Origin of the sequence: Streptomyces sp. GbtcB7, assembly GCF_019091445.1 — a bacterium.
Taxonomy (GTDB): Bacteria; Actinomycetota; Actinomycetes; order Streptomycetales; family Streptomycetaceae; genus Streptomyces; species Streptomyces mirabilis.
The window spans coordinates 244,497-263,411 of sequence record NZ_JAGXJM010000014.1 but is presented as its reverse complement, the minus strand read 5'-3'; the positions used below and the strand labels follow the sequence as shown (position 1 = coordinate 263,411).

The window sequence follows — 18,915 nt, the reverse complement described above, 5'->3', positions numbered from 1 at the left end:
ACCCCAGGCCATCGACCTGGGGTTTCAATATGGAGCGGGTGACGAGAATCGAACTCGCACTCTCAGCTTGGGAAGCTCAGGGCGTCTAGGGCTTGTTCAAGACCAGGCCTACGGAGCCTCCTTCGAGCCCGTTGTCCTCCTCCAAGTGGAGATGAGCACCGTCCGGTGTGTCGTCCTAGGCGAGCGTGAGGAGGTGGCCGACCAGGGTCTGCAACCCGGCAGTGCTTGCCGACGACAGCCGGCCACGACGGCGGGCGCGCCAACCGACCAGGCGCGCGTGTGTCTCGCTGTACCCCCACCGACCTTAGCCAGCCCATTTGCGGTTATCTGGCGTGCGTCACCTGTGGCGGTCCGGGCGCAGCGCGTGGCACGGACCAACTGGGTCGTCGTGCTCGACGTTGACGACCAGGGCCCCGGCGTTCTCCCCTGGATGTCCGGTTCATGGTGATCTTGTGATGCCGTAGAGGGCGAGGACTTGGTGTTGGTCGGTGTGGGCGCGTCGGGCGAAGGTGATGTTGACGTGCCCGGCCAGCTTGAGGGCACCGCGGATCAGGTCGCGGACGGTGGCCAGGACGGCGGGGGTGTTATGAGCCCTGACAACACGCGTGCCGTGGCCGCGCGTTCATGGCCCCGCCCGTGAATACCACCGCCCGACAACGGTTTCAGGCCGTGCCGGGGCCGTAAATTGGCCAAGCCTTGACCGCCACAGCGCCCTCATAGAAGATCCCTTCGAGCCCTCGATAACGGGGAGCGGGGATAGGGGGAACGTGAAAAAGTTTGGGAAGTCAATACTTTTCGGCATTTCGGGCGCCGCGCTTGCGGTTTCCAGCTTTGCCACTCCGGCGGCGGCCTACGGCCCTCAGGGCGGAACCGGTACCGGCGATACCGTGATTGAGGCCAGCGACGGCCTCATACCTGGGCAGCCCGTCATCCACAAGAGGGGTGACGGCGTCAACCCGCCAGCGGAGCTGGGTAACCCCTCCGAGTGGGGCGTGGTAAAGCTAGAAATCAAAGATTCGGCCGCTCAGCTGAAAGGGAATACCTGCCAGAATGTGACTCATGGCAAGTGGTGCTATGGGTACGATCTGGTGTCGGCTGGAAAGAGGTGCTACTCGAACTACATCGCGGATGTGAAGCACAAGTCAACGGTCAGGGTCCAGAACGTCGACCATTCAAGTGGCTGGGTGGCGAAGGGGGATACTTCCTACGCCAGCTCAACACAAGGTGCGGCATGGACCTGCTATGCGTATTACGATAATGCATAAACGTTTCCGCCGCGATGAGGGTTGATCTCCCTCGGGTGGGCCATTACTCCGGGCACACACGGGCCCGGAGTAATGGCGCATTAGGGCCGGAAGGGGAGAGAGTGAACTTTTGGAGTGCTCGGGCCGCGTCGTTTGCGGTGCCACTCGGGCTTGGCTTGTTGCTTGGCCTGATAGGGCCTACCGTTGAGCATTGGGGCGGCAGTCCAGGTGCGGCCGTGGGCGCCGTTTTCACCGGTGGGTGGCCGTGGGCCTGTTACGCGTTTCTGGTGGGTTATTTCCGTCGGTCTAAAATCGAATCGGTTGTTCTCGCGCCTCTGGGGCTGACTATCGGTGTCGTGACCTACTACCTGACTAAGGGAAGCCTGGCCTCCCTGGGTGGACTGGATTCCTCAGGTGCGGGATCATCCGGAATTGCCCTCTGGGGTGTGCTGGCATTCTTCTTCGGAGCACCCCTTGGGCTGCTGGGGAACCTCGCGCGGGTGCCGGGCATCGGCGGCCTGTTCTTCCGGCTGCTTATTCCCCTGGTGGCTTTTTATGAGACTTCCATGCGTCTGGAGACGGAGTCGCGCGGGCCGAGTCAGGTTGTTCTGGGTACCTGGACCACCGTTCGGTTCACGGCTGTTGCCGTTGCGGTCGCTCTGGTGGGCCACACTGTCTGGGGTTGGTGGAGGTCTCGCCGTGTTCGTTCCGCCGGGGTGGGCGTTGGCTAGTGAGGTGTTTCAGCGTGGCCACTGAGGTGTTTCAGCGTGGCCACTGATCGAGTGACGACGTAACCGTCCGCAACGGACAAGGCTCCCGTGCCGTTGAGGGAGGTGTTCGACGTCTCAACTCGCTGGCACAGGAGCCCTGTTGGTTACCTATCCTGCCGCACTCGGCCTGCCCCGTGCCCTGGTCGAGTGGGTCACCATGCTCATCGTCACCCGCGAGGGTGACCGCCGCTGCAAGCTCCCGCCGCACCAGCGTGCTCTGGCCGGTCTGGTGTACCTGCGCCGGCACGACACTCTCGCGCAACTCGCTGCCGGCTTCGGCATCTCCGTCGGAACCGCCCACGCCTGCACGGCCGCGGTGATCGGCCTGCTCGCCGACCGCGCGCCCGGCCTACTGCGCGCGCTACGCGAAGCCGACCCCGACTACGTCCTGCTGGACGGCACCCTTGCCAAGTGCGAACCGGGTCGGCGACAGCCGTGCCGATTGCTCGCACAAGCACCGCCGGCACGGAGTGAGCGTGCAGGTGGTGACCGACCCAGCCGGGCGATTGCTGATCTCACCCGCCCTGCCCGCCGCGCCCACGACCTGACGGCGGCCCGCACCCGCCGGATCATCCGTATCTGTGAGCGCCAGGGCGTCCCGATCCTCGCCGACCGGGCCTACATCGGAGCAAGCTCATGGGTGACGACACCCCTCAGACGCCCACCGGGCCGCGAGCTCACACCAGCCCAGCAAACCGTCAACCGTGCGCTGTCCGCAGCACGGGCACCGGTCGAACGCGGCGTGGCACGACTGAAGTCCTGGCGCGTCTTCCGCGGATCCCGATGCAGCCCGAATCGAATGACGTCAATCGCCGCAGCCGTCCTCGCCCTGGAGCGGCAACGCTGAAAGACCTCAGTGAGCGATTAATTGCTCTGCGCGTGGCACGGGCGCCGGCCGGGCTGGAGCGGGGCGGAGACAGGAGCGCAGGCCCGGCCGGGGGCCGTGCCTCACACAGGGAGCGGAGCGAGCCGCCTTGATGAAGTAGGGAATCTCGCGGAACGACGCGACGTCTCGAATGCCGGGCGGCTATGACCCGAACTTCGTCCATTGCCCTTCGGAGACCACCTCGACGGAGCCGTCGACGACCTTGATGGCCGTCTGTTCGTCGATGGCGTAGGCCGGGACGCCGATGTCGGCGGCCCACCGCTCTGCGTCAGCCAGGGTGTTCTGCGGGAAAGCGTCCAGGTGCGGGAAGATCGAGAAGTCGACGACTCCCAGGGTGCGGTCGTCCGGTGCGGACGGCCACTCGACGAAGTACGCTCCGATCCGGGGCGTCATCACCATGCTTCCGGCACTCACTCCCACCCAGACCGTGTCGGGCAGCGAAGGCAGCAGATCGGCCAGCCCGGACTCCCGCATCCAGTGGCACAGATAGGTCGCGTCGCCGCCGTCGACCAGGAGCACGTCGGCCTCCCGGATCCAGGGGACGTATCGCTCGGCGCCGATCGTGGGCAGTGCGGTGAGCTCGAGGACTCCGAGCGACGCCCAGCCCAGGCCGGACAAGTGTTGCCACGTGGGCTCGGCGGCTGCGAAGCCCCGCACCGATGTCGGACCGCACATCGGGTGACCCCACTGTGCTGTCGGGACGCAGAGGGCGTGGCACTCGGCGATCGGCTTGCCGAGAAGCTGCACGAGCGCCGAGTGGATGCTTGGGTTCGTGACGCCGCCTGACGTCAGCAAGAGCTTCAAGGTGCCTCCAAATTCGCGCGCGGAAGGTGGATGTACCTGAAGACCTGGGACCGTGCTGAAACTCATCGTAGTTCGGGCAACCTCTTCAGAGGTCCCTCAGGTCCCTCAGGTCCCTCAGGTCGCCGGGCTCGACTACTCCACCTGACAAGACAGTCAGCCACGACGTCTAGGCCAGACGTCACGCGTCACCTGACACCAACCCGTCAAGCCTCAACTGAACTGGACACTTGGCGATCAGCAGCAACGGCCAACCGCCTACGGATTTTCGTATGTGGTCGCCACGCTGGAGCGGACCAGCATCACAGGACGCAGGGAGCGTGCTCACAGGATGGAGCATCGGCCGTACGGCACTTCGTCAGGTGCTGACCAAGCTCATCGCCGAGGGCGCCATCGAGGTGCACGGCCGTAGCTCGTACCGCGTGCCGGACAGGTCCGTGAGCACTGAGACGCCAACAGACGTGGAGCCGTGGCAGATTCACGGTGAGCGGACCGTGTACGACAACCGTTGGGTGAAGCTCAGCCTCGTGGACGTCGAACCGCCCGGTGTCGAACGCTTCGAGCATCACGTCGTACGGCTGCACCATGTCGCCATCGCCGCCGTCCTCGACGACCAGGACCGCGTGTTGATGCTCTGGCGCTACCGGTTCGTCCCCGACTCGTTCGGCTGGGAGCTGCCCGGCGGGATCGTCGACGAGGGAGAAGACGCCGCACAGGCCGCACTGCGGGCACCGAGAAGAGCCGATCCTTCCCAGACCGTCAGAAGCGCCGGGCGGAAGAGTGGTTGGCTGAGACCGCTGCCGACATGTCCCGTGGTCAGTACGTCGATCCCAGGGCTGCCCGGACGACTTTCCAGCAGTACGCGGAACGCTGGATCGCCGGGCAGACGACCGACCTGAACACACGCATCGGAGCGGAAACCCGTCTTCGGGTGCACGCCTTCCCTCGTATCGGGGCGCGTCCGCTCGGGTCCTTCCACCCGGTTCACATCCGCGAGTTCGTGCGCGACCTGGAGAACGACTCGATAGGCGGCACCTACGCCCGCAATATCTACGCCAACGTCCGTGCGGTGCTGTCGGCCGCCGTGGATGACGGCCACCTCGCCCGGAACCCGTGCTCGGCCGCGTCCGTCCGCCCGCCGTCTCGACCACCCGAGTCGTGCCCTGGCTCCCGTCCCAGGTTCGTGCGGTCCGCGACGCCCTGCCGGAGCGCTACCGAACCATGGTCGACGTAGGCAGCGGCAGCGGTCTCCGGCAGGGCGAGATCATCGGTCTGGCCGAGGACACCACGCGGCTCGACAGTGACACTCTTCGGGTGACCACTCAGGTCAAGCTGATCCGGGGCGTCGCGGTCTTCGCCCCGCGAGCGGCGCTTGATCTTCACCGACACAGCGAGCGGAATCGTCTGGCGGAGCAACTTCAACGTCCAGGAGTGGAAGCCCGCCCTTGCGGTCGCCGGCCTTATCCCGACTCCCGACTCCCGACTCCCGAATCCGGGAAGGCGTACGCCTCCGCACGGCAACACGGGATGCACGCCCTTCGCCACTTCTACGCGTCGGTCCTCCTGGACACGGGCGAGAGCATCAAGGCCGTGAGCGAATACCTCGGGCACTCCGATCCGGCGATGACGCTGCGGGTGTACGCCCACCTGATGCCCGGTAGCAGCGAGCGTGCCCGCCGGGCCCTGGATGGTGTCTTCGGTACGGCCCAGGAGCCCTGACGGCCCAGCGACGGCCCACCGGGCATAAGACAGCCCCCTACTGGCGACAAAATCGCTGGTAGGGGGCTTCTTCGCGCCCAGGGAACATCAGTTCTCCGGGCTTAGGCATGGCCATATCAGTGTCGCAGATCGAATTGCGTGACCTGGGCCGCGAGCCGTGCAGGGCGCCGCCGATGACGAAGCGGTGCTCCCCGAAGTCTCGACGTGGTCGCGCACGAAGGACGCGGCGCTGACCTCCAAGCCCATCAGCAGCTGGAGTGGGGTGTCCGGGTCGTTCGCGAAGTTCACAGGCCCATGCCGCCAGAGACCTCCACCCGCCTGATCACACGTCCGGCCAGGCGTCCGGCGTGGTCGGGGCGGCTGTCGGGCGGCCGGTTCGTTGGGGAATTTGAGGGGTATTTGCCTGATATGAGTACTGCATCGATGTATTTGGCGGAGCCCAGCGGTCTGATCAGCCTCGCGCTGTTCTTGATCGCCGTGGCACTCATCACACTCCTGGGCGGCAGCTTCTGGCTGAGCTGCCGTATGCGGACCCGCGCACCGCGTCTGCCACGCGCCGAGGAACAGCCGCACATGCCGCAGGGGGGTCCGGTCCGCGAGATGCGGGAGGTCCGGGAGCCCGCCGAGGTACCCAAGGTGGCCAAGGGCCAGCACGCTCTCACCCCGTACGAGCTGACCCACATGTCGACCCGCACGAGCCCGTCGCAGAAGCGAGAGCGCTGGCACGACGGGGGAAGCGGCTCGTTCGGCAGCGGTGGACTGGGTCACCACTGACCCAGGGCCGTCGGCCACCCGGCGAGACGCCGTCGGCCACCCGACGAAAAGGGGCTCGCCGTCCCGTGGACGACGAGCCCCTCAGTAGCATGCGCGCAGGTCAGCCGGATCCCACGAAGAGCACGAGCAGCAGCCAGACCACCGGCGCCGTCGGCAGGAGCGAGTCCAGCCGGTCCATGATCCCGCCGTGGCCCGGCAACAAGGTGCCCATGTCCTTGATGCCCAGGTCCCGCTTGATCATGGACTCGCCGAGGTCGCCGAGCGTGGCGGTGGCCGCGACCGCGAAACCCAGGATCAGCCCCTGCCACCACGTGCCGTCCTCGATCAGGTACTGCATGCACAGCGCGCCCCCGACCATCGCGAAGGTGACCGCACCGAACAGGCCCTCGCGGGTCTTGCCGGGGCTGATGCGCGGCGCCAGCTTGTGCTTGCCGAAGCGCCAGCCGATCGCGTACGCGCCCGTGTCGCTGACGACCGTCAGCAGCAGGAACGTCAGGACACGGCGCGGACCGTCGTCGGCGGTCAGCATCATGGCCACGAACGTCGCCAGGAACGGCACGTAGAAGGCCGCGAAGACGCCGGCCGTGACGTCCTTGAGATACCCCTCGGGCGGTTCCGTCATCCGCCAGACCAGGACCGCCAGCGCGGTGAGCGCCATCGCCACCCACGCGCCCTCGGCGCCCCGGACGTAGCCGGAGACGACCATCGCCGCACCGCCCACCGCGAGCGGAACGAGCGGCGCCTTGATGCCCTTGCGCTCCTCGAGCCGTGACGTGAGCTCCCACAGGCCCACCACCACGGCGACCGCTATGACCCCGACGAACACGGCCTTGACGACGAACAACGACGCGACGATCACCGCACCGAGCCCGACGCCGACCCCTATCGCGGCACCCAGATCGCGTCCCGCACTCTTCTTCTGCGGTGCGGGCGCGGGCTGTGGGACGGGGCTGGGCATGGGCTCCTGCGGCTTCTGCGACGGGGTCCCGAGGGATCCCGCCGACGGGGTGTCGTCGCGGAACAGGGGGCCACTCAGCCGAGCGGCCCCCCGGTCGTCATCCTGGTCTCCGCCGTGTGCGGGTACGTCGGGCACGATGGGCATGGGGCGAGTCTGCTGCGCGTTATGCGCATCGTATGCGGGACCCGCCGGGGCTGCCCCCTGGACAGGCCCCTGCTCGGACGGCCCCCAGTACCCGGCTTGTGGCGGCGCCCCCCAGGAAGAGTCGTTCATCAGACCTCGAGCAGCTCCGCTTCCTTGTGCTTCAGGAGCTCGTCCACCTGAGCGACGTACTTCGCGGTGGTGTCGTCGAGCTCCTTCTCCGCGCGACGGCCCTCGTCCTCGCCGACCTCGCCGTCCTTGATCAGCTTGTCGATGGCGTCCTTGGCCTTGCGGCGGACCGAGCGGATGGACACCTTGGCGTCCTCGCCCTTGGTCTTGGCGACCTTGATGTAGTCCTTGCGGCGCTCCTCGGTCAGCTCGGGGAACACCACTCGGATGATGTTGCCGTCGTTGCTCGGGTTGACGCCCAGGTCGGAGTCGCGGATCGCCTGCTCGATGTTGCGCATCGCGCTCTTGTCGAACGGGGTCACCACGGCCATGCGCGGCTCCGGCACCGAGAACGAGGCCAGCTGGTTGATCGGCGTCAGCGCGCCGTAGTAGTCGGCCACGATCTTGTTGAACATCGCCGGGTGCGCACGGCCGGTGCGGATCGCGGCGAAGTCCTCCTTGGCGACCACGACGGCCTTCTCCATCTTCTCCTCGGCCTCGAGGAGGGTCTCTTCGATCACCACTTGCTCCTGCGTGTCTTGAGTAGGCCCGGCAGCTGCTCCTCGTCGGGGTGGCGGCCGGCTGCGTCGCGTCTTATTCCTGCACGGTTCCGGACCGGCAGGACATTGTCCATCCCCCGGTCAGGGTCCATCCTCGGCCCGGGCTTGTCCCCGGCCGAGGTCGGTCCCGGTCAGGCCCGGCCGCTTTGGTCACCCACGAGTGTGCCGATCTTCTCACCCTTGACGGCCCGAGCGATATTGCCCTCCGCCAGGAGCTCGAAGACCAGGATCGGCAGCTTGTTGTCGCGGCACAGCGTGATGGCGGTCATGTCGGCGACCTTGAGGTCGCGCGTGATGACCTCGCCGTAGCCGAGCGAGTCGAACTTGACGGCCTCGGGGTTGGTCTTGGGGTCGGAGTCGTAGACCCCGTCCACGCCGTTCTTGCCCATCAGCAGGGCCTCGGCGTCGATCTCCAGGGCGCGCTGGGCGGCGGTGGTGTCGGTGGAGAAGTACGGCATGCCCATACCGGCGCCGAAGATGACCACACGGCCCTTCTCCAGGTGCCGTACGGCGCGCAGCGGGATGTACGGCTCGGCGACCTGGCCCATGGTGATGGCGGTCTGCACGCGGCTGTCGATGCCCTCCTTCTCCAGGAAGTCCTGGAGGGCAAGGCAGTTCATGACCGTGCCGAGCATGCCCATGTAGTCGGACCGGGCCCGGTCCATGCCGCGCTGCTGGAGCTCGGCACCGCGGAAGAAGTTACCGCCGCCGATGACGACGGCGATCTGGGCGCCGCCGCGCACGACGGCCGCGATCTCGCGGGCGATCTTGTGCACCACGTCGGGGTCGACGCCCAGTCCGCCGCCTCCGGCGAACGCCTCGCCGGAAAGCTTCAGCAGAAAGCGGCCCGCGCCTTTGCCGTCGTCGGTCTTCTCGCCCTTGTCGGCCTGGGTGGTGGTCATGGAGATCTCCTCATGGTGCACATACGAAGAAGGCCATTGCCGGTGGGGTGTTGTCTCCCATACGCGGCAATGGCCTCCTCGTCAGATCTGCTGTCGTCCGTCACGCACGCGCGCGTGTCGGCGTACGCGGACGACTGCTGCCGACCCTATAGGGGCCGCGCGTCGATCGCGGTACGGACTCAGATGCCGACCTTGATGCGCACGAAGCGCTTCAGGGTGACACCGGCCTCGTCCAGGACCTTCTGGACGGACTTCTTGTTGTCGAGCGCGTACGGCTGACCGAGGAGGGTGGCCTCCTTGAAGAAGCCGTTGACGCGACCCTCGACGATCTTCGGGAGGGCGGCCTCGGGCTTGCCCTCGGCGCGGGTGGTCTCCTCGGCGACGCGGCGCTCGGACTCGACGACCTCGGCCGGGACGTCCTCCTTGGAGAGGTACTTCGGCGCGAAGGCGGCGATGTGCTGCGCGACACCCTTGGCGAGGTCGGCATCGGCCTTGTCCAGCTCGACCAGGACACCGATCTGCGGGGGCAGGTCGGGCATGGTGCGGTGCATGTACGCGGTCACGTAGGCACCGGAGAACTGGGCGAAGCGGTCCAGGACGATCTTCTCGCCCAGGTTGGCGTTGGCCTCGTCGACGAACGCCTGAACCGTCTTGCCGGGCACGATCTCGGAGCCGAGCAGCGCCTCGAGGTCGGCCGGCGACGTCTTGACGACGTGCTGGGCGATCTCGTTGGCGACGGCCTGGAACTTCTCACCCTTGGCGACGAAGTCCGTCTCGCACTTCAGCTCGACCAGGACACCGGAGGTGTTGTCGTCAGCGATGATGGAGACCACGGCGCCGTTCTCGGCGGAGCGGCCCTCGCGCTTGGCGACGCCCTTCTGGCCCTTGATGCGCAGCGCCTCGACGGCCTTGTCGACGTTGCCGTCGGCCTCGTCCAGCGCCTTCTTGCAGTCCATCATGCCGGCGCCGGTGAGCTCACGGAGCTTCTTGACGTCGGCGGCGGTGTAGTTCGCCATGATTCCTGGAATCTCTCTCGAAGTCTGAAGATCTACGGGCCGAACGGCGGGGGCTCGGTGTGCCCCCGCCGTTCGTGACCCGAAGGGGTGAGGGGTCAGGCCTGCTCGGCGTCCGCGGCCGGGGCCTCGGCGACGGGGGCCTCGGCGGCCGGGGCCTCGACAACAGCCTCGGCCTCGGCCTCGGCGACAACCTCGGCCTGCTCGGCGTCGGCGACCTTCTCCGTCTCGGCGGAGGTCTGGACCTCGGCGTCGTCGGCCTTCTTCTCGCCCTCGAGCAGGTCGCGCTCCCACGCGGCGAGCGGCTCGCCCGCGGCCTTGTCACCCTCGGCCTTACCGGCACCGGAGCGGGAGATGAGGCCCTCGGCGACGGCGTCGGCGATCACGCGGGTGAGCAGGGTGACGGAGCGGATCGCGTCGTCGTTGCCCGGGATCTTGTAGTCGACCTCGTCGGGGTCGCAGTTGGTGTCGAGGATGGCGACGACCGGGATGTTGAGCTTCCGGGCCTCACCGACCGCGATGTGCTCCTTCTTGGTGTCCACGATCCAGACGGCGCTGGGCACCTTCTGCATCTCGCGGATACCACCAAGGGTCTTCTCCAGCTTGGCCTTCTCGCGCGAGAGCACGAGAAGCTCCTTCTTGGTCAGACCGGAAGCGGCGACGTCCTCGAAGTCGATCTGCTCGAGCTCCTTGAGGCGCTGCAGACGCTTGTAGACGGTGGAGAAGTTGGTGAGCATGCCGCCCAGCCAGCGCTGGTTGACGTAGGGCATGCCGACGCGGGTGGCCTGCTCGGCGATGGCCTCCTGCGCCTGCTTCTTCGTGCCGACGAACATGACCGTGCCGCCGTGGGCGACGGTCTCCTTGACGAACTCGTAGGCGCGGTCGATGTACGACAGCGACTGGAGCAGGTCGATGATGTAGATGCCGTTGCGCTCCGTGAAGATGAAGCGCTTCATCTTCGGGTTCCAGCGACGGGTCTGGTGACCGAAGTGGACGCCGCTTTCCAGCAGCTCCCGCATCGTGACGACGGCCATGGCCGTTCTCCTTGGTGTTCTCGGTTGTGCCGCGCGTGCCGGACGGCACTCGCGCCTGACGCCCGCGATGCGCCTTGCCACGAGGGACCGAGGGGCGCTGACACCGGCTTTTGATGGCCGGGTGTCGGGGCGTGCGAAGTCGACCCGGTGACCCGGATCGCCATGAGAAGTGTACGGGACCCGGAAGGTGCAGGGTGACGCCGCTGTCCACAACCGGCCGGTGGTCCACAGATCCCGGCCATGATCCGTCATATGCGGGACCGTTCTCGCATGCGAGCGAAACGATGTGTGCGTACGTGGCTGGGGTTGCTGTTGGGAATGACGGTGACCGTGCTGGGTGCGCTGACCCCCTCAGCCCTGGCCCGGGCGAACGGTCCGGCGCCGCCGTCTGCCGCCGGTCCACCGGCGCCCGACGCGACAGTGCCACCGCTCGCCCGCCTCTGGCCGGTGGGTCCGCGCCCCTCGGTCCTGCGGGGTTGGGACCCGCCGGCGACGCCCTACGCCCGCGGCCATCGCGGGGTTGACCTCGCGGCACCCCCGGGCGCTCCTGTCCGCTCCGTCGCGGCCGGCCGCGTCTCCTTCGCGGGGCGGGTCGCGGGGCGTGGCGCGGTCGCCGTCGAACTGACGGGCACGGGCGCTCCGCCCCTGCGCACGACCTTCACCCCGGTACGGGCGACGGTGCACGAGGGCGACGAGGTGGCCGCGGGCGAGGTACTGGGCACGCTCGAACCGGGCGACGCCCACTGTGGAACGCCATGCCTGCACTGGGGCCTGCGAAGAGACAGAACCTACTTAAACCCCCTGTCCCTGCTCCCACCCTGGCTCCTGCACCGGGACCCGTCCCGCCTGCTCCCGGTGACGAACGCGCTGCCGTGAGAAACGGGAGAACCACGGGCCGCGGCCACGCTTCAGGCCTGGCTGCCCGGCTTGCGCGGACTCAGCCCCGCGTGGACATGTGCGACGAACGCCCGAAGCGCTGTGCGACGAGCGCCCGAAGCGCTGCCCGCCGGCCGGCATGTGTGGGGCCAGGACATGCATGTGTGGGGCCAGGACATGTGTGGAGCCAGGAGAGGCGTATCCATCCCCGACAGGAGAGGAATCTCCATCCGCAAGGGGGAGCGGCACCTTCGCCCAAAGCCGGGCCGTGCCGTCCGCCCCGTCGCCCCATCACCCCGTCCCCGGGCACCCGGTGCGCAGGGGCTCAGCCGCGTACGCCCCGTAGTGCCATACCCACCGCGGCGTCCGTGATCACGCCGGGCTCCTCCGCGGCCCCCAGCTCGATCCTCCGGACCGCCGCGTCGACCACGCCCTGAAGGAGCATCGCGGCCAGCCGGGGCTCGGCGTGGCCCATCTGCCGCAGCGCGTCGACGATCATCGCCACCAGCCCGCCGTGCGCCGCGCGGATCTTCTCCCGGGCCCCGGCATCGAGCTCACTCGCGGAGATGGCCACGACAGCCCGGTGCCGCCGGTCCCCGACCAGCGCCAACTGCTGCCGAACGTACGCCTCGACCTTGCCCTCGGGCCCGTCCGCCGCGGCCATCGCCGCCGAGACCTCCGCCGCCCAGACCGGAAAGTCCACCTCGCACAGCTCTTCGACCACGGCCGCCCGGGACCGGAAGTACTCGTACACGGAGGACCGCGCGAGCCCCGTGCGCTCGGCGAGGGCCGGGAAGGTCAGCGCCTCCGTCCCGCCCTCGGACAGCAGGGACCGGGCCGCGTCCAGCAGGGCGGCTCGCTGCATCGACCGGTGCTCGGCCACGGAGGCCGCTCGAATCCTTGGCACGCCCACCACTTTACGGACGGACCGCCCCGGACGGCAGTCACTCCCACCACCCGATAGGAACGCGCCAGCGAGGGGGAGCGACCAGGCAGGGACGATTCAGCAGCTTGCCCCGCTCGAGGTCAGCGCCCGAAACTCGCCAGCTTGGCGCGCAACTGCAGCACCGACTTGGTGTGGATCTGGCTCACCCGGCTCTCCGTCACTCCCAGCACGTTCCCGATCTCCGCGAGCGTCAGGCCCTCGTAGTAGTACAGCGTGACCACGGTCTTCTCCCGCTCCGGCAACGTGTTGATCGCCCGTGCCAGAAACCTCCGCAGCTCCCGGTCCTCGGCGACCTCCACCGGATTGTCCGCCGCGGTGTCCTCCAGCGTGTCCATCAGACTCAGCCGGCCACCGCCCTCACCGCCGACGTGCAGCAGCTCCTCCAACGCCACCACGTTGGCCAGCGACAACTGGCTGAAGACCGCGTGGAGTTCCTCCACCCCGATCCCCATCTCGGAGGCCACCTCACCCTCCGACGGCGTCCTCCGAAGCCGAGCCTCGAGCGTCGCGTACGCGCGCTCCACATTGCGCGCCTTCTGCCGCACCGACCGGGGGATCCAGTCCAGCGCCCGCAACTCGTCGATCATCGCGCCCCGGATCCGCGTGATCGCGTACGTCTCGAACTTGATCTCCCGCTCGATGTCGAACTTCTCGATCGCGTCGATCAGCCCGAACACCCCCGACGAGACGAAGTCGGCCTGCTCCACATTGGCCGGCAGACCCACGCTCACCCGCCCGGCGACGTACTTCACCAGCGGCGAGTAGTGCAGGATCAACTGCTCGCGCAGCCGCTCGTCCCCCGTCGCCTTGTACGACCGCCACAACTCGTCAAGCGTCGAGGGAGCGGGCGGGCGCACGCTACCGCCGTCGCGGGCGGCTGGGGGGATCGCCGCCCGATCGGACCCGGAGGTGTGCTGGGGCATTCGTCGCCTTGTGCCGTTCTGCCGTGAACTGGGGGTACCTGGGTGAGCTGTCGCGCTGATGTCGAGTTGCCTGTCCTGCGTCGGAATCCACGTGAGCGTAGCGTGACTGGGGCGTCGCAGTGCGCGAAGGGGAGCAGATCAACCGTGCGCAGATACGTTCCGCTGTGCGTCCCTCGGGGGCATGTTCGTCGCCCTCCGTGATCGCCGAGAGACATCAACTGCGGGAATTGCCAAGGCTGTCGGCGTTCGCCCGGACGGCCGAACACGCTCGGTCAACACCCGCGACGATCGCCGCGGACCGAGATCATTGCCTGGCGTGTCAACTTCCAGCCGTCGCCGTGTCGTTCGACGAAGCCAAGTGATCGGAGTTCGTACAGCCTCCCGACCGCGTCGTCCGTGGTGGTCCCCGCCCCGCGGGCGATGTCCTCCGCTCCCACCAGACCGCGCGCCGGCAACGCGGCCAGCACTCGTCCGGCGCCCGGATCCAGCAGGTCACGCGGCAGCACGGGCCCGCGCCGGTCCGGGGCCAGCTCGCCGATGTCGCCCACCAGTTCGGCGACGTCCGCGGCGTCCGTGACCAGGACCGCTTCCCCGCGGAGCAGCTCGTGCACCCCGGCCGACAGTCCGCTGGTGACGGGGCCCGGCACCCCCATCGCGAACCGCCCCAGCCGCTGCGCCGCCCGCGCCGTGACCAGCGCGCCACTGCGGTACGCGGCCTCGACGACCACGGTCCCCCGGGTGAGCGCGGCGATGACCCGGTTCCTGAGGATGAATCTGCTCGGCGTGGGATGGTCACCTGGCGGCAACTCCCCCACGACCAGCCCCTGTTCGGCGATCCTGGTGATCAACTCGGTGTGCCCGCGCGGATAGGGCCGGTCGACTCCGCAGGCCAGCACGGCGACAGTGGCGCCGCCCGCCCCGAGGGCGCCCCGGTGCGCGGCGCCGTCCACCCCGTAGGCACCGCCCGACACCACCACCCAACCCCGCTCGGCGAGCCCGGCGCCGAGCGTGGCCGCCATATGTGCGCCGTACTCGGTACAGGCCCGGGCTCCGACCACGGCGACCGAGCGCAGCGCCCATATCCGCAGGCTGGGCCGCCCCCGTACCCACAGGCCGGTGGGACGTGTGTCGCCGAGGTCGTCGAGTTGCGCCGGCCACTCGGGGTCGCCGGGGCACACGAACCGGGTCCCGGCCTCCCGCGCCACCGCGAGGTCCCTCTCCGGATCCGCCCGCTCCGCCCGGGCCCGCAGTCCCGCCCAGCGCTTGTCCGTCACTCCCCGTGGTTGCTCGCCGCCCGCGACGAGCCGCCGGACCGCCTCCGCGACACCGACCGCCCGCAGCCAGCGCCCGCAGACCTCGTCGCCCGGTTCGATCACCCGCGCGAGGAAGGCCCGCTGGAGCCTCTCGTCCTCCTGGCTCACGACAGCGCGCCGATCGCCATCGGTACCCCACGGGGGACCCCGGTGCGCAGTTGCAGGGCGAGGGCGACGTCCGTCGCGCCGGGTCGGTCGTGTCCCACCAGGTCCGCGACGGTCCAGGCGACACGCAGCACCCGGTCGAGGCCGCGGGCGGTCAGGGCACCTCGCTCAAGGCTCCGCTCCGCCTCGTCCATCGCGCCCAGGGACGCGTACCAACGGCTGCGCAGCTCCCGGCCCGGCACTTCGCTGTTCGACCGCCAGGGCGTGCCCGCCAGCCGCACGGCGGCCCGCTCCCTGGCCGCCCGCACCCGGTCGGCGACCGTCTCGGTGGATTCGCCCCGCGCACCGCGCTCGGTCAGCTCGGACCGGGTGACGCGGTCCACCTCGACCCGCAGGTCGACGCGGTCGAGCAGCGGCCCGGAGAGCCTGGCCTGGTAGCGGCGGATCATGGAGGGCGGGCACTCGCACAGGTCGTCCCGCTGCGAGAAACGGCCGCAGGGACAGGGGTTCGCCGCCAGCACCATCAGGAACCGCGCCGGAAACCGCACCACCCCCGCGCTGCGCGCGATCACCACATGCCCCGCCTCCAGGGGCTGGCGCAGCGCGTCTAGGGCCTGGCTGCTGAATTCGGGCGTTTCGTCCAGAAAGAGGACTCCGCGGTGAGCCAGGGACACTGCGCCCGGCCGTGCGATCCCCTGGCCGCCGCCGACGAGGGCCTGCATGGTCGCCGAGTGGTGCGGGGCGCAGTAGGGAGCGATGTCGACCAGGGGTTTGCCCGGTGGCAGCAGGCCGGCGACCGAGTGGACGGCGGTGACCTCCAGGGATTCGCCCTTGGTGAGCCGCGGCAGGATGGCCGGCAGCCGCTCGGCGAGCATCGTCTTGCCCGCTCCCGGGGGACCTTCCAGGAAGAGGTGGTGACCGCCCGCCGCCGCGACCTCCACGGCGGTCCGTGCCGAGTGCTGGCCCACGACGTCGGCGAGGTCGTGACCGTGGTCGTGCTGGGCCGCGCCCATGCCGTGCATGCCGGTGGCGGCGCCCGTGCCCGGCATCCGCAGTCCCGCCATCAGCGGATCCGGTCGCCCCTGCTCGTCCGGATCCTCCTCGGGCACCGGCTCGTCCGTGAGCACCGCGATCAGCTGGCGCAGACTGCGCACCCCGAGCACCGAGATCCCCGGTACGAGCGAGGCCTCGGCGGCCGCGCACTCGGGCACCACCACCTGCTCGTACCCGGCGTCCGCCGCGGCCAGGACCGCCGGCAGCACGCCCCGCACCGGCCGTACGCGTCCGTCCAGGCCCAGCTCGCCGATCATCACGATGTCGGAGAGCACCCGGGGATCGATGCGCTCGGCGGCTCCCAGCACCGCGCAGGCGACGGCCAGGTCGAAACCGCTGCCGCCCTTGGGTACGGATGCCGGGCTCAGACCGACCGTGAGCTTCTTCTGGGGCCACGCCGAGCCGGAGTTCACCACCGCCGCCCGGACCCGGTCCTTGCTCTCGGTCAGGCTCTTGTCGGGCAGGCCGACCAGGGTGAAGGCCGCGACGCCCGGTTCCAGGTCCGCCTGGACCTCGACGACCACGCCCTCGACGCCCACGAGGGCCACCGCACAGGTACGCGCGAATCCCATCAGGCCACCCCCCGCGCGTGCTCGACCACGGGCGCGCCGCGATCGGGGAGGACGACGCCGATCAGATCGATGCGGACGCCGCCGGGTGGTGACCCGCCGTGTTCCTGGAGCCAGCGTTCGGCCAAGCCGCGCAGGCGCTGTGCCTTGGCCGGCGTGACGGCCGCCATCGGGTGCTCGAAGGCCCCCGCCTTGCGCGTCTTGACCTCGCAGACGACGAGCGCGTCGCCGTCCCGGGCCACGATGTCGATCTCGCCGGTCCTGCCGCCGCGCCAATTGCGCGCCAGGACCGTCATCCCGGTCTCGGTCAGTCGCCGTGCGGCCAGATCCTCGCCGTACTTGCCCAGTGCGTTGCGTGCCTCGGGTGTGTTCATGTCGGCACCACCTCCGGCGCCAACACTGAGGCCACTTCGACCGGCTATTGGATCTTGGTGGACAAACGGCCGACTGTGGACAACTCCCTCACCCACACGAGGGTTCCTGGCCCGTTATCGGCCGCTCGTCCGGCCGCCCGTCATCAACCGCCCGGCAGTTCCAGATCGCTCTTGTTCAGCTCCTCGATATTCACGTCCTTGAACGTCAGGACACGCACCTGCTTCACGAAACGAGCAGGTCGGTACATGTCCCACACCCAGGCATCCGCCATGGACACCTCGAAGAACACCTCGCCCTGGACCGAGTGCACCTGCATCTCGTAGTCGTTGGTGAGGTAGAAGCGCCGTTCGGTCTCGATCACATATTTGAACAGACCGACGACATCGCGGTACTCCCGATAGAGCTTCAGCTCCATCTCGGTCTCGTACTTCTCGAGGTCCTCGGCGCTCATGGCATGTTCCCCTTCAGCCGTGCGTCCCCCTATTGTGCGCCAGCCCCGCGAGCCTCTAGACGATTTCGGTGTCGAGGATCTCAGGCCTGGCCGGAGGACCCTCGTCGAGCAGCCTGCGCAGCAGCCCGGCGAGTCTGGTCGGATACACCGTCTCATGTGCCTCGGTCAGTTCCCGGCACGTCCACCATCGCGCTCCGGCGACACTGCGCCGTTCCAGCTCCGTCAGCCCGGCGGCGACGGTTCCCTTCTGGCTCGTACGGGCCAGGAAGTACCACTCGTCCTGGTCCCAGCGCCGCCCCGCGAACGGGAACGAACAGCTCCGCTGCCACAGCACCGGACCCAGCTCGACCTCGGTGATGCCGGTCTCCTCCACGAGTTCCCGCAGCGCGGCCTCCTCGCGCGTCTCGTCGCCCTCGACGCCCCCGCCGGGTGTGAACCACCAGTCGTCCGCCGGATCGTCCGGCTCGTGACCGTGCAGCAGCAGAATGCGGTCCTGCTCGTCGAGCAGGACGACCCGGGCCACCTTCCGGGGCCCGCCGCCGTCGGTGTCCTCGACCGAACCCCCGTACGACGCCTCAGGCGGCACCGGCGAGCTCCGTACGCCTCCGGCCGCGCCGGCTCAGCCGTGTGGCGATCGGCCCGTACGCCGCTCCGCCCAGCACCAGCACCGCGCCGACCACGATGGCGGTCAGGACCAGCCGCAGCGGCCCGGGCGACGAGATCCCGCCCAGCGTCTCGAAGCCCGTGGGGCGCGCCAGCATGCCGTCCATCGGCCAGGCGATGGCGTCCACCCGGCCCTTCACCGCGCTGCGCGCGACGGTGCCGTTGAAGGCCTCGGTGAGGTGGGCCGTGGAGTCCAGTGAGCCGCTGCGCTCGTCACCGAGCAGGAAGAGCCGGTCCTTGGGCACCTCGACGGTCGGGATCTGGGTCGACTCCGCGGCCTGGCCCTTGGCGAGATACGGCTCGTCGATCTGCTTGCCGTTGACGGTCAGCTTGCCGTTGGTGCAGCACGCGACCGTGTCACCGCCGACCGCGACGACCCGCTTGACGAGGAGCATGTCGCCCCAGCTCTTCTGCTTGAAGACGATGACATCGCCACGCTTGACGTCACCGCCGTCGATCCGCTGGGCCAGAATGCGATCGCCCGCCTTGATGGTCGGCACCATCGACTCGGTCGGCACGGTGTACGGCTGGTATTCGATCGCACCCCAGGCGAAGCCGCCGAGAAAGAGCACACAGCCGAGGGCCACGGCCAACCCCGACAGCACGCTGCCGAGCCGCCCGCGGCCCTCGTCCGTACGACCTGACGTCCTGCTCATCCCAGTGCTCCCCCA

The 18,915-nt window shown here is 68.8% G+C and carries 19 protein-coding genes and 3 pseudogenes; 7 read left to right on the top strand and 15 right to left on the bottom strand.

Translation table 11 applies throughout. The features are described 5' to 3' along the window. Positions 1-439 precede the first annotated feature (439 nt). Positions 440-598 (bottom strand): annotated as a pseudogene (locus KVT44_RS24195) (ISAs1 family transposase); the annotation flags it as partial. Positions 599-767: 169 nt separating this feature from the next. Here KVT44_RS24195 and KVT44_RS60585 point away from each other — a divergent pair. From KVT44_RS60585 to KVT44_RS24180, 3 genes and pseudogenes are all read left to right on the top strand, one after another. Continuing rightward, complete coding sequence (locus KVT44_RS60585) at positions 768-1,265, top strand: lactococcin 972 family bacteriocin (protein ID WP_217568464.1); 498 nt, start codon at positions 768-770, stop codon at positions 1,263-1,265. 335 nt (positions 1,266-1,600) lie between these two features. Then, complete coding sequence (locus tag KVT44_RS58225) at positions 1,601-1,975, top strand: hypothetical protein (protein WP_254649770.1); 375 nt, start codon at positions 1,601-1,603, stop codon at positions 1,973-1,975. A 139-nt stretch (positions 1,976-2,114) separates the two neighbouring features. Then, positions 2,115-2,861: pseudogene (locus KVT44_RS24180) on the top strand (transposase family protein). A gap of 180 nt (positions 2,862-3,041) precedes the next feature. Here the strand turns inward: KVT44_RS24180 and KVT44_RS24175 are convergent. After that, complete coding sequence (locus KVT44_RS24175) at positions 3,042-3,704, bottom strand: Type 1 glutamine amidotransferase-like domain-containing protein (protein WP_099920443.1); 663 nt, start codon at positions 3,702-3,704, stop codon at positions 3,042-3,044. Between the two features lie 335 nt (positions 3,705-4,039). Here KVT44_RS24175 and KVT44_RS58220 point away from each other — a divergent pair. The 3 genes and pseudogenes from KVT44_RS58220 to KVT44_RS24160 all read left to right on the top strand — a co-directional run. Beyond that, positions 4,040-4,423, top strand: a pseudogene (locus KVT44_RS58220) (NUDIX hydrolase); the annotation flags it as partial. Positions 4,424-4,859: 436 nt separating this feature from the next. Next, positions 4,860-5,420: a tyrosine-type recombinase/integrase gene (locus tag KVT44_RS24165; protein WP_217568458.1), complete on the top strand. Its 561-nt coding sequence runs from the start codon at positions 4,860-4,862 to the stop codon at positions 5,418-5,420. 408 nt (positions 5,421-5,828) lie between these two features. Then, the gene (locus KVT44_RS24160; RefSeq protein WP_099920444.1) at positions 5,829-6,194 is read left to right on the top strand and encodes a DUF6479 family protein; all 366 of its coding nucleotides are present in this window, start codon (positions 5,829-5,831) and stop codon (positions 6,192-6,194) included. A gap of 100 nt (positions 6,195-6,294) precedes the next feature. Here KVT44_RS24160 and KVT44_RS24155 read toward each other — a convergent pair whose 3' ends face one another. From KVT44_RS24155 to rpsB, 5 genes are all read right to left on the bottom strand, one after another. Continuing rightward, positions 6,295-7,425, bottom strand: a complete 1,131-nt coding sequence (locus KVT44_RS24155) for a phosphatidate cytidylyltransferase (RefSeq protein ID WP_099920445.1) — start codon at positions 7,423-7,425, stop codon at positions 6,295-6,297. Further along, entirely contained in the window at positions 7,425-7,982 is a 558-nt protein-coding gene (gene frr / locus KVT44_RS24150; RefSeq protein ID WP_054235439.1) for a ribosome recycling factor, read from the bottom strand. Before frr ends, KVT44_RS24155 begins: the two co-directional genes overlap by 1 nt. Positions 7,983-8,152: 170 nt before the next feature. Then, the gene (pyrH, locus tag KVT44_RS24145; RefSeq protein WP_054235346.1) at positions 8,153-8,923 is read right to left on the bottom strand and encodes a UMP kinase; all 771 of its coding nucleotides are present in this window, start codon (positions 8,921-8,923) and stop codon (positions 8,153-8,155) included. Positions 8,924-9,102: 179 nt separating this feature from the next. Then, positions 9,103-9,939 (bottom strand): translation elongation factor Ts, encoded by an 837-nt coding sequence (tsf, locus tag KVT44_RS24140; protein ID WP_095852373.1) that lies wholly within the window; start codon positions 9,937-9,939, stop codon positions 9,103-9,105. Between the two features lie 95 nt (positions 9,940-10,034). Beyond that, complete coding sequence (rpsB, locus tag KVT44_RS24135; RefSeq protein ID WP_054235348.1) at positions 10,035-10,970, bottom strand: 30S ribosomal protein S2; 936 nt, start codon at positions 10,968-10,970, stop codon at positions 10,035-10,037. A 270-nt stretch (positions 10,971-11,240) separates the two neighbouring features. Here rpsB and KVT44_RS24130 point away from each other — a divergent pair, with 270 nt between their 5' ends. Then, entirely contained in the window at positions 11,241-11,846 is a 606-nt protein-coding gene (locus KVT44_RS24130) for a murein hydrolase activator EnvC (RefSeq protein ID WP_254649769.1), read from the top strand. Positions 11,847-12,171: 325 nt separating this feature from the next. Here the strand turns inward: KVT44_RS24130 and KVT44_RS24125 are convergent, their stop codons facing one another. From KVT44_RS24125 to lepB, 8 genes are all read right to left on the bottom strand, one after another. Beyond that, on the bottom strand, positions 12,172-12,729 hold the full coding sequence (locus KVT44_RS24125; RefSeq protein WP_054235350.1) for a TetR/AcrR family transcriptional regulator: 558 nt from the start codon (positions 12,727-12,729) through the stop codon (positions 12,172-12,174). Positions 12,730-12,872: 143 nt separating this feature from the next. Further along, on the bottom strand, positions 12,873-13,715 hold the full coding sequence (gene whiG / locus KVT44_RS24120) for an RNA polymerase sigma factor WhiG (protein ID WP_067371119.1): 843 nt from the start codon (positions 13,713-13,715) through the stop codon (positions 12,873-12,875). A gap of 272 nt (positions 13,716-13,987) precedes the next feature. Beyond that, on the bottom strand, positions 13,988-15,136 hold the full coding sequence (gene dprA, locus KVT44_RS24115; RefSeq protein WP_217568454.1) for a DNA-processing protein DprA: 1,149 nt from the start codon (positions 15,134-15,136) through the stop codon (positions 13,988-13,990). Next, positions 15,133-16,758, bottom strand: coding sequence for a YifB family Mg chelatase-like AAA ATPase (locus KVT44_RS24110; protein WP_217568452.1), 1,626 nt, complete (start codon positions 16,756-16,758; stop codon positions 15,133-15,135). Before KVT44_RS24110 ends, dprA begins: the two co-directional genes overlap by 4 nt. Further along, positions 16,758-17,129: a YraN family protein gene (locus KVT44_RS24105; RefSeq protein ID WP_075031232.1), complete on the bottom strand. Its 372-nt coding sequence runs from the start codon at positions 17,127-17,129 to the stop codon at positions 16,758-16,760. Before KVT44_RS24105 ends, KVT44_RS24110 begins: the two co-directional genes overlap by 1 nt. Positions 17,130-17,272: 143 nt before the next feature. Further along, the gene (locus tag KVT44_RS24100) at positions 17,273-17,581 is read right to left on the bottom strand and encodes a DUF2469 domain-containing protein (RefSeq protein ID WP_003965949.1); all 309 of its coding nucleotides are present in this window, start codon (positions 17,579-17,581) and stop codon (positions 17,273-17,275) included. A 55-nt stretch (positions 17,582-17,636) separates the two neighbouring features. Further along, entirely contained in the window at positions 17,637-18,167 is a 531-nt protein-coding gene (locus tag KVT44_RS24095) for an NUDIX hydrolase (protein ID WP_217568450.1), read from the bottom strand. Then, positions 18,157-18,900: a signal peptidase I gene (lepB, locus tag KVT44_RS24090; RefSeq protein ID WP_099920452.1), complete on the bottom strand. Its 744-nt coding sequence runs from the start codon at positions 18,898-18,900 to the stop codon at positions 18,157-18,159. Before lepB ends, KVT44_RS24095 begins: the two co-directional genes overlap by 11 nt. Positions 18,901-18,915: the final 15 nt, after the last annotated feature.

What these genes read in the sequence shown, in the direction of transcription:
- KVT44_RS24160 (WP_099920444.1), top strand. Translation starts at nt 5,829, where the DNA reads ATGAGTACTGCATCGATGTATTTGGCGGAGCCCAGCGGTCTGATCAGC.
- KVT44_RS24155 (WP_099920445.1), bottom strand. Translation starts at nt 7,425, where the DNA reads ATGAACGACTCTTCCTGGGGGGCGCCGCCACAAGCCGGGTACTGGGGG.
- pyrH (WP_054235346.1), bottom strand. Translation starts at nt 8,923, where the DNA reads ATGACCACCACCCAGGCCGACAAGGGCGAGAAGACCGACGACGGCAAA.
- tsf (WP_095852373.1), bottom strand. Translation starts at nt 9,939, where the DNA reads ATGGCGAACTACACCGCCGCCGACGTCAAGAAGCTCCGTGAGCTCACC.
- rpsB (WP_054235348.1), bottom strand. Translation starts at nt 10,970, where the DNA reads ATGGCCGTCGTCACGATGCGGGAGCTGCTGGAAAGCGGCGTCCACTTC.
- KVT44_RS24130 (WP_254649769.1), top strand. Translation starts at nt 11,241, where the DNA reads ATGCGAGCGAAACGATGTGTGCGTACGTGGCTGGGGTTGCTGTTGGGA.
- whiG (WP_067371119.1), bottom strand. Translation starts at nt 13,715, where the DNA reads ATGCCCCAGCACACCTCCGGGTCCGATCGGGCGGCGATCCCCCCAGCC.
- KVT44_RS24110 (WP_217568452.1), bottom strand. Translation starts at nt 16,758, where the DNA reads ATGGGATTCGCGCGTACCTGTGCGGTGGCCCTCGTGGGCGTCGAGGGC.
- KVT44_RS24105 (WP_075031232.1), bottom strand. Translation starts at nt 17,129, where the DNA reads ATGAACACACCCGAGGCACGCAACGCACTGGGCAAGTACGGCGAGGAT.
- KVT44_RS24100 (WP_003965949.1), bottom strand. Translation starts at nt 17,581, where the DNA reads ATGAGCGCCGAGGACCTCGAGAAGTACGAGACCGAGATGGAGCTGAAG.
- lepB (WP_099920452.1), bottom strand. Translation starts at nt 18,900, where the DNA reads ATGAGCAGGACGTCAGGTCGTACGGACGAGGGCCGCGGGCGGCTCGGC.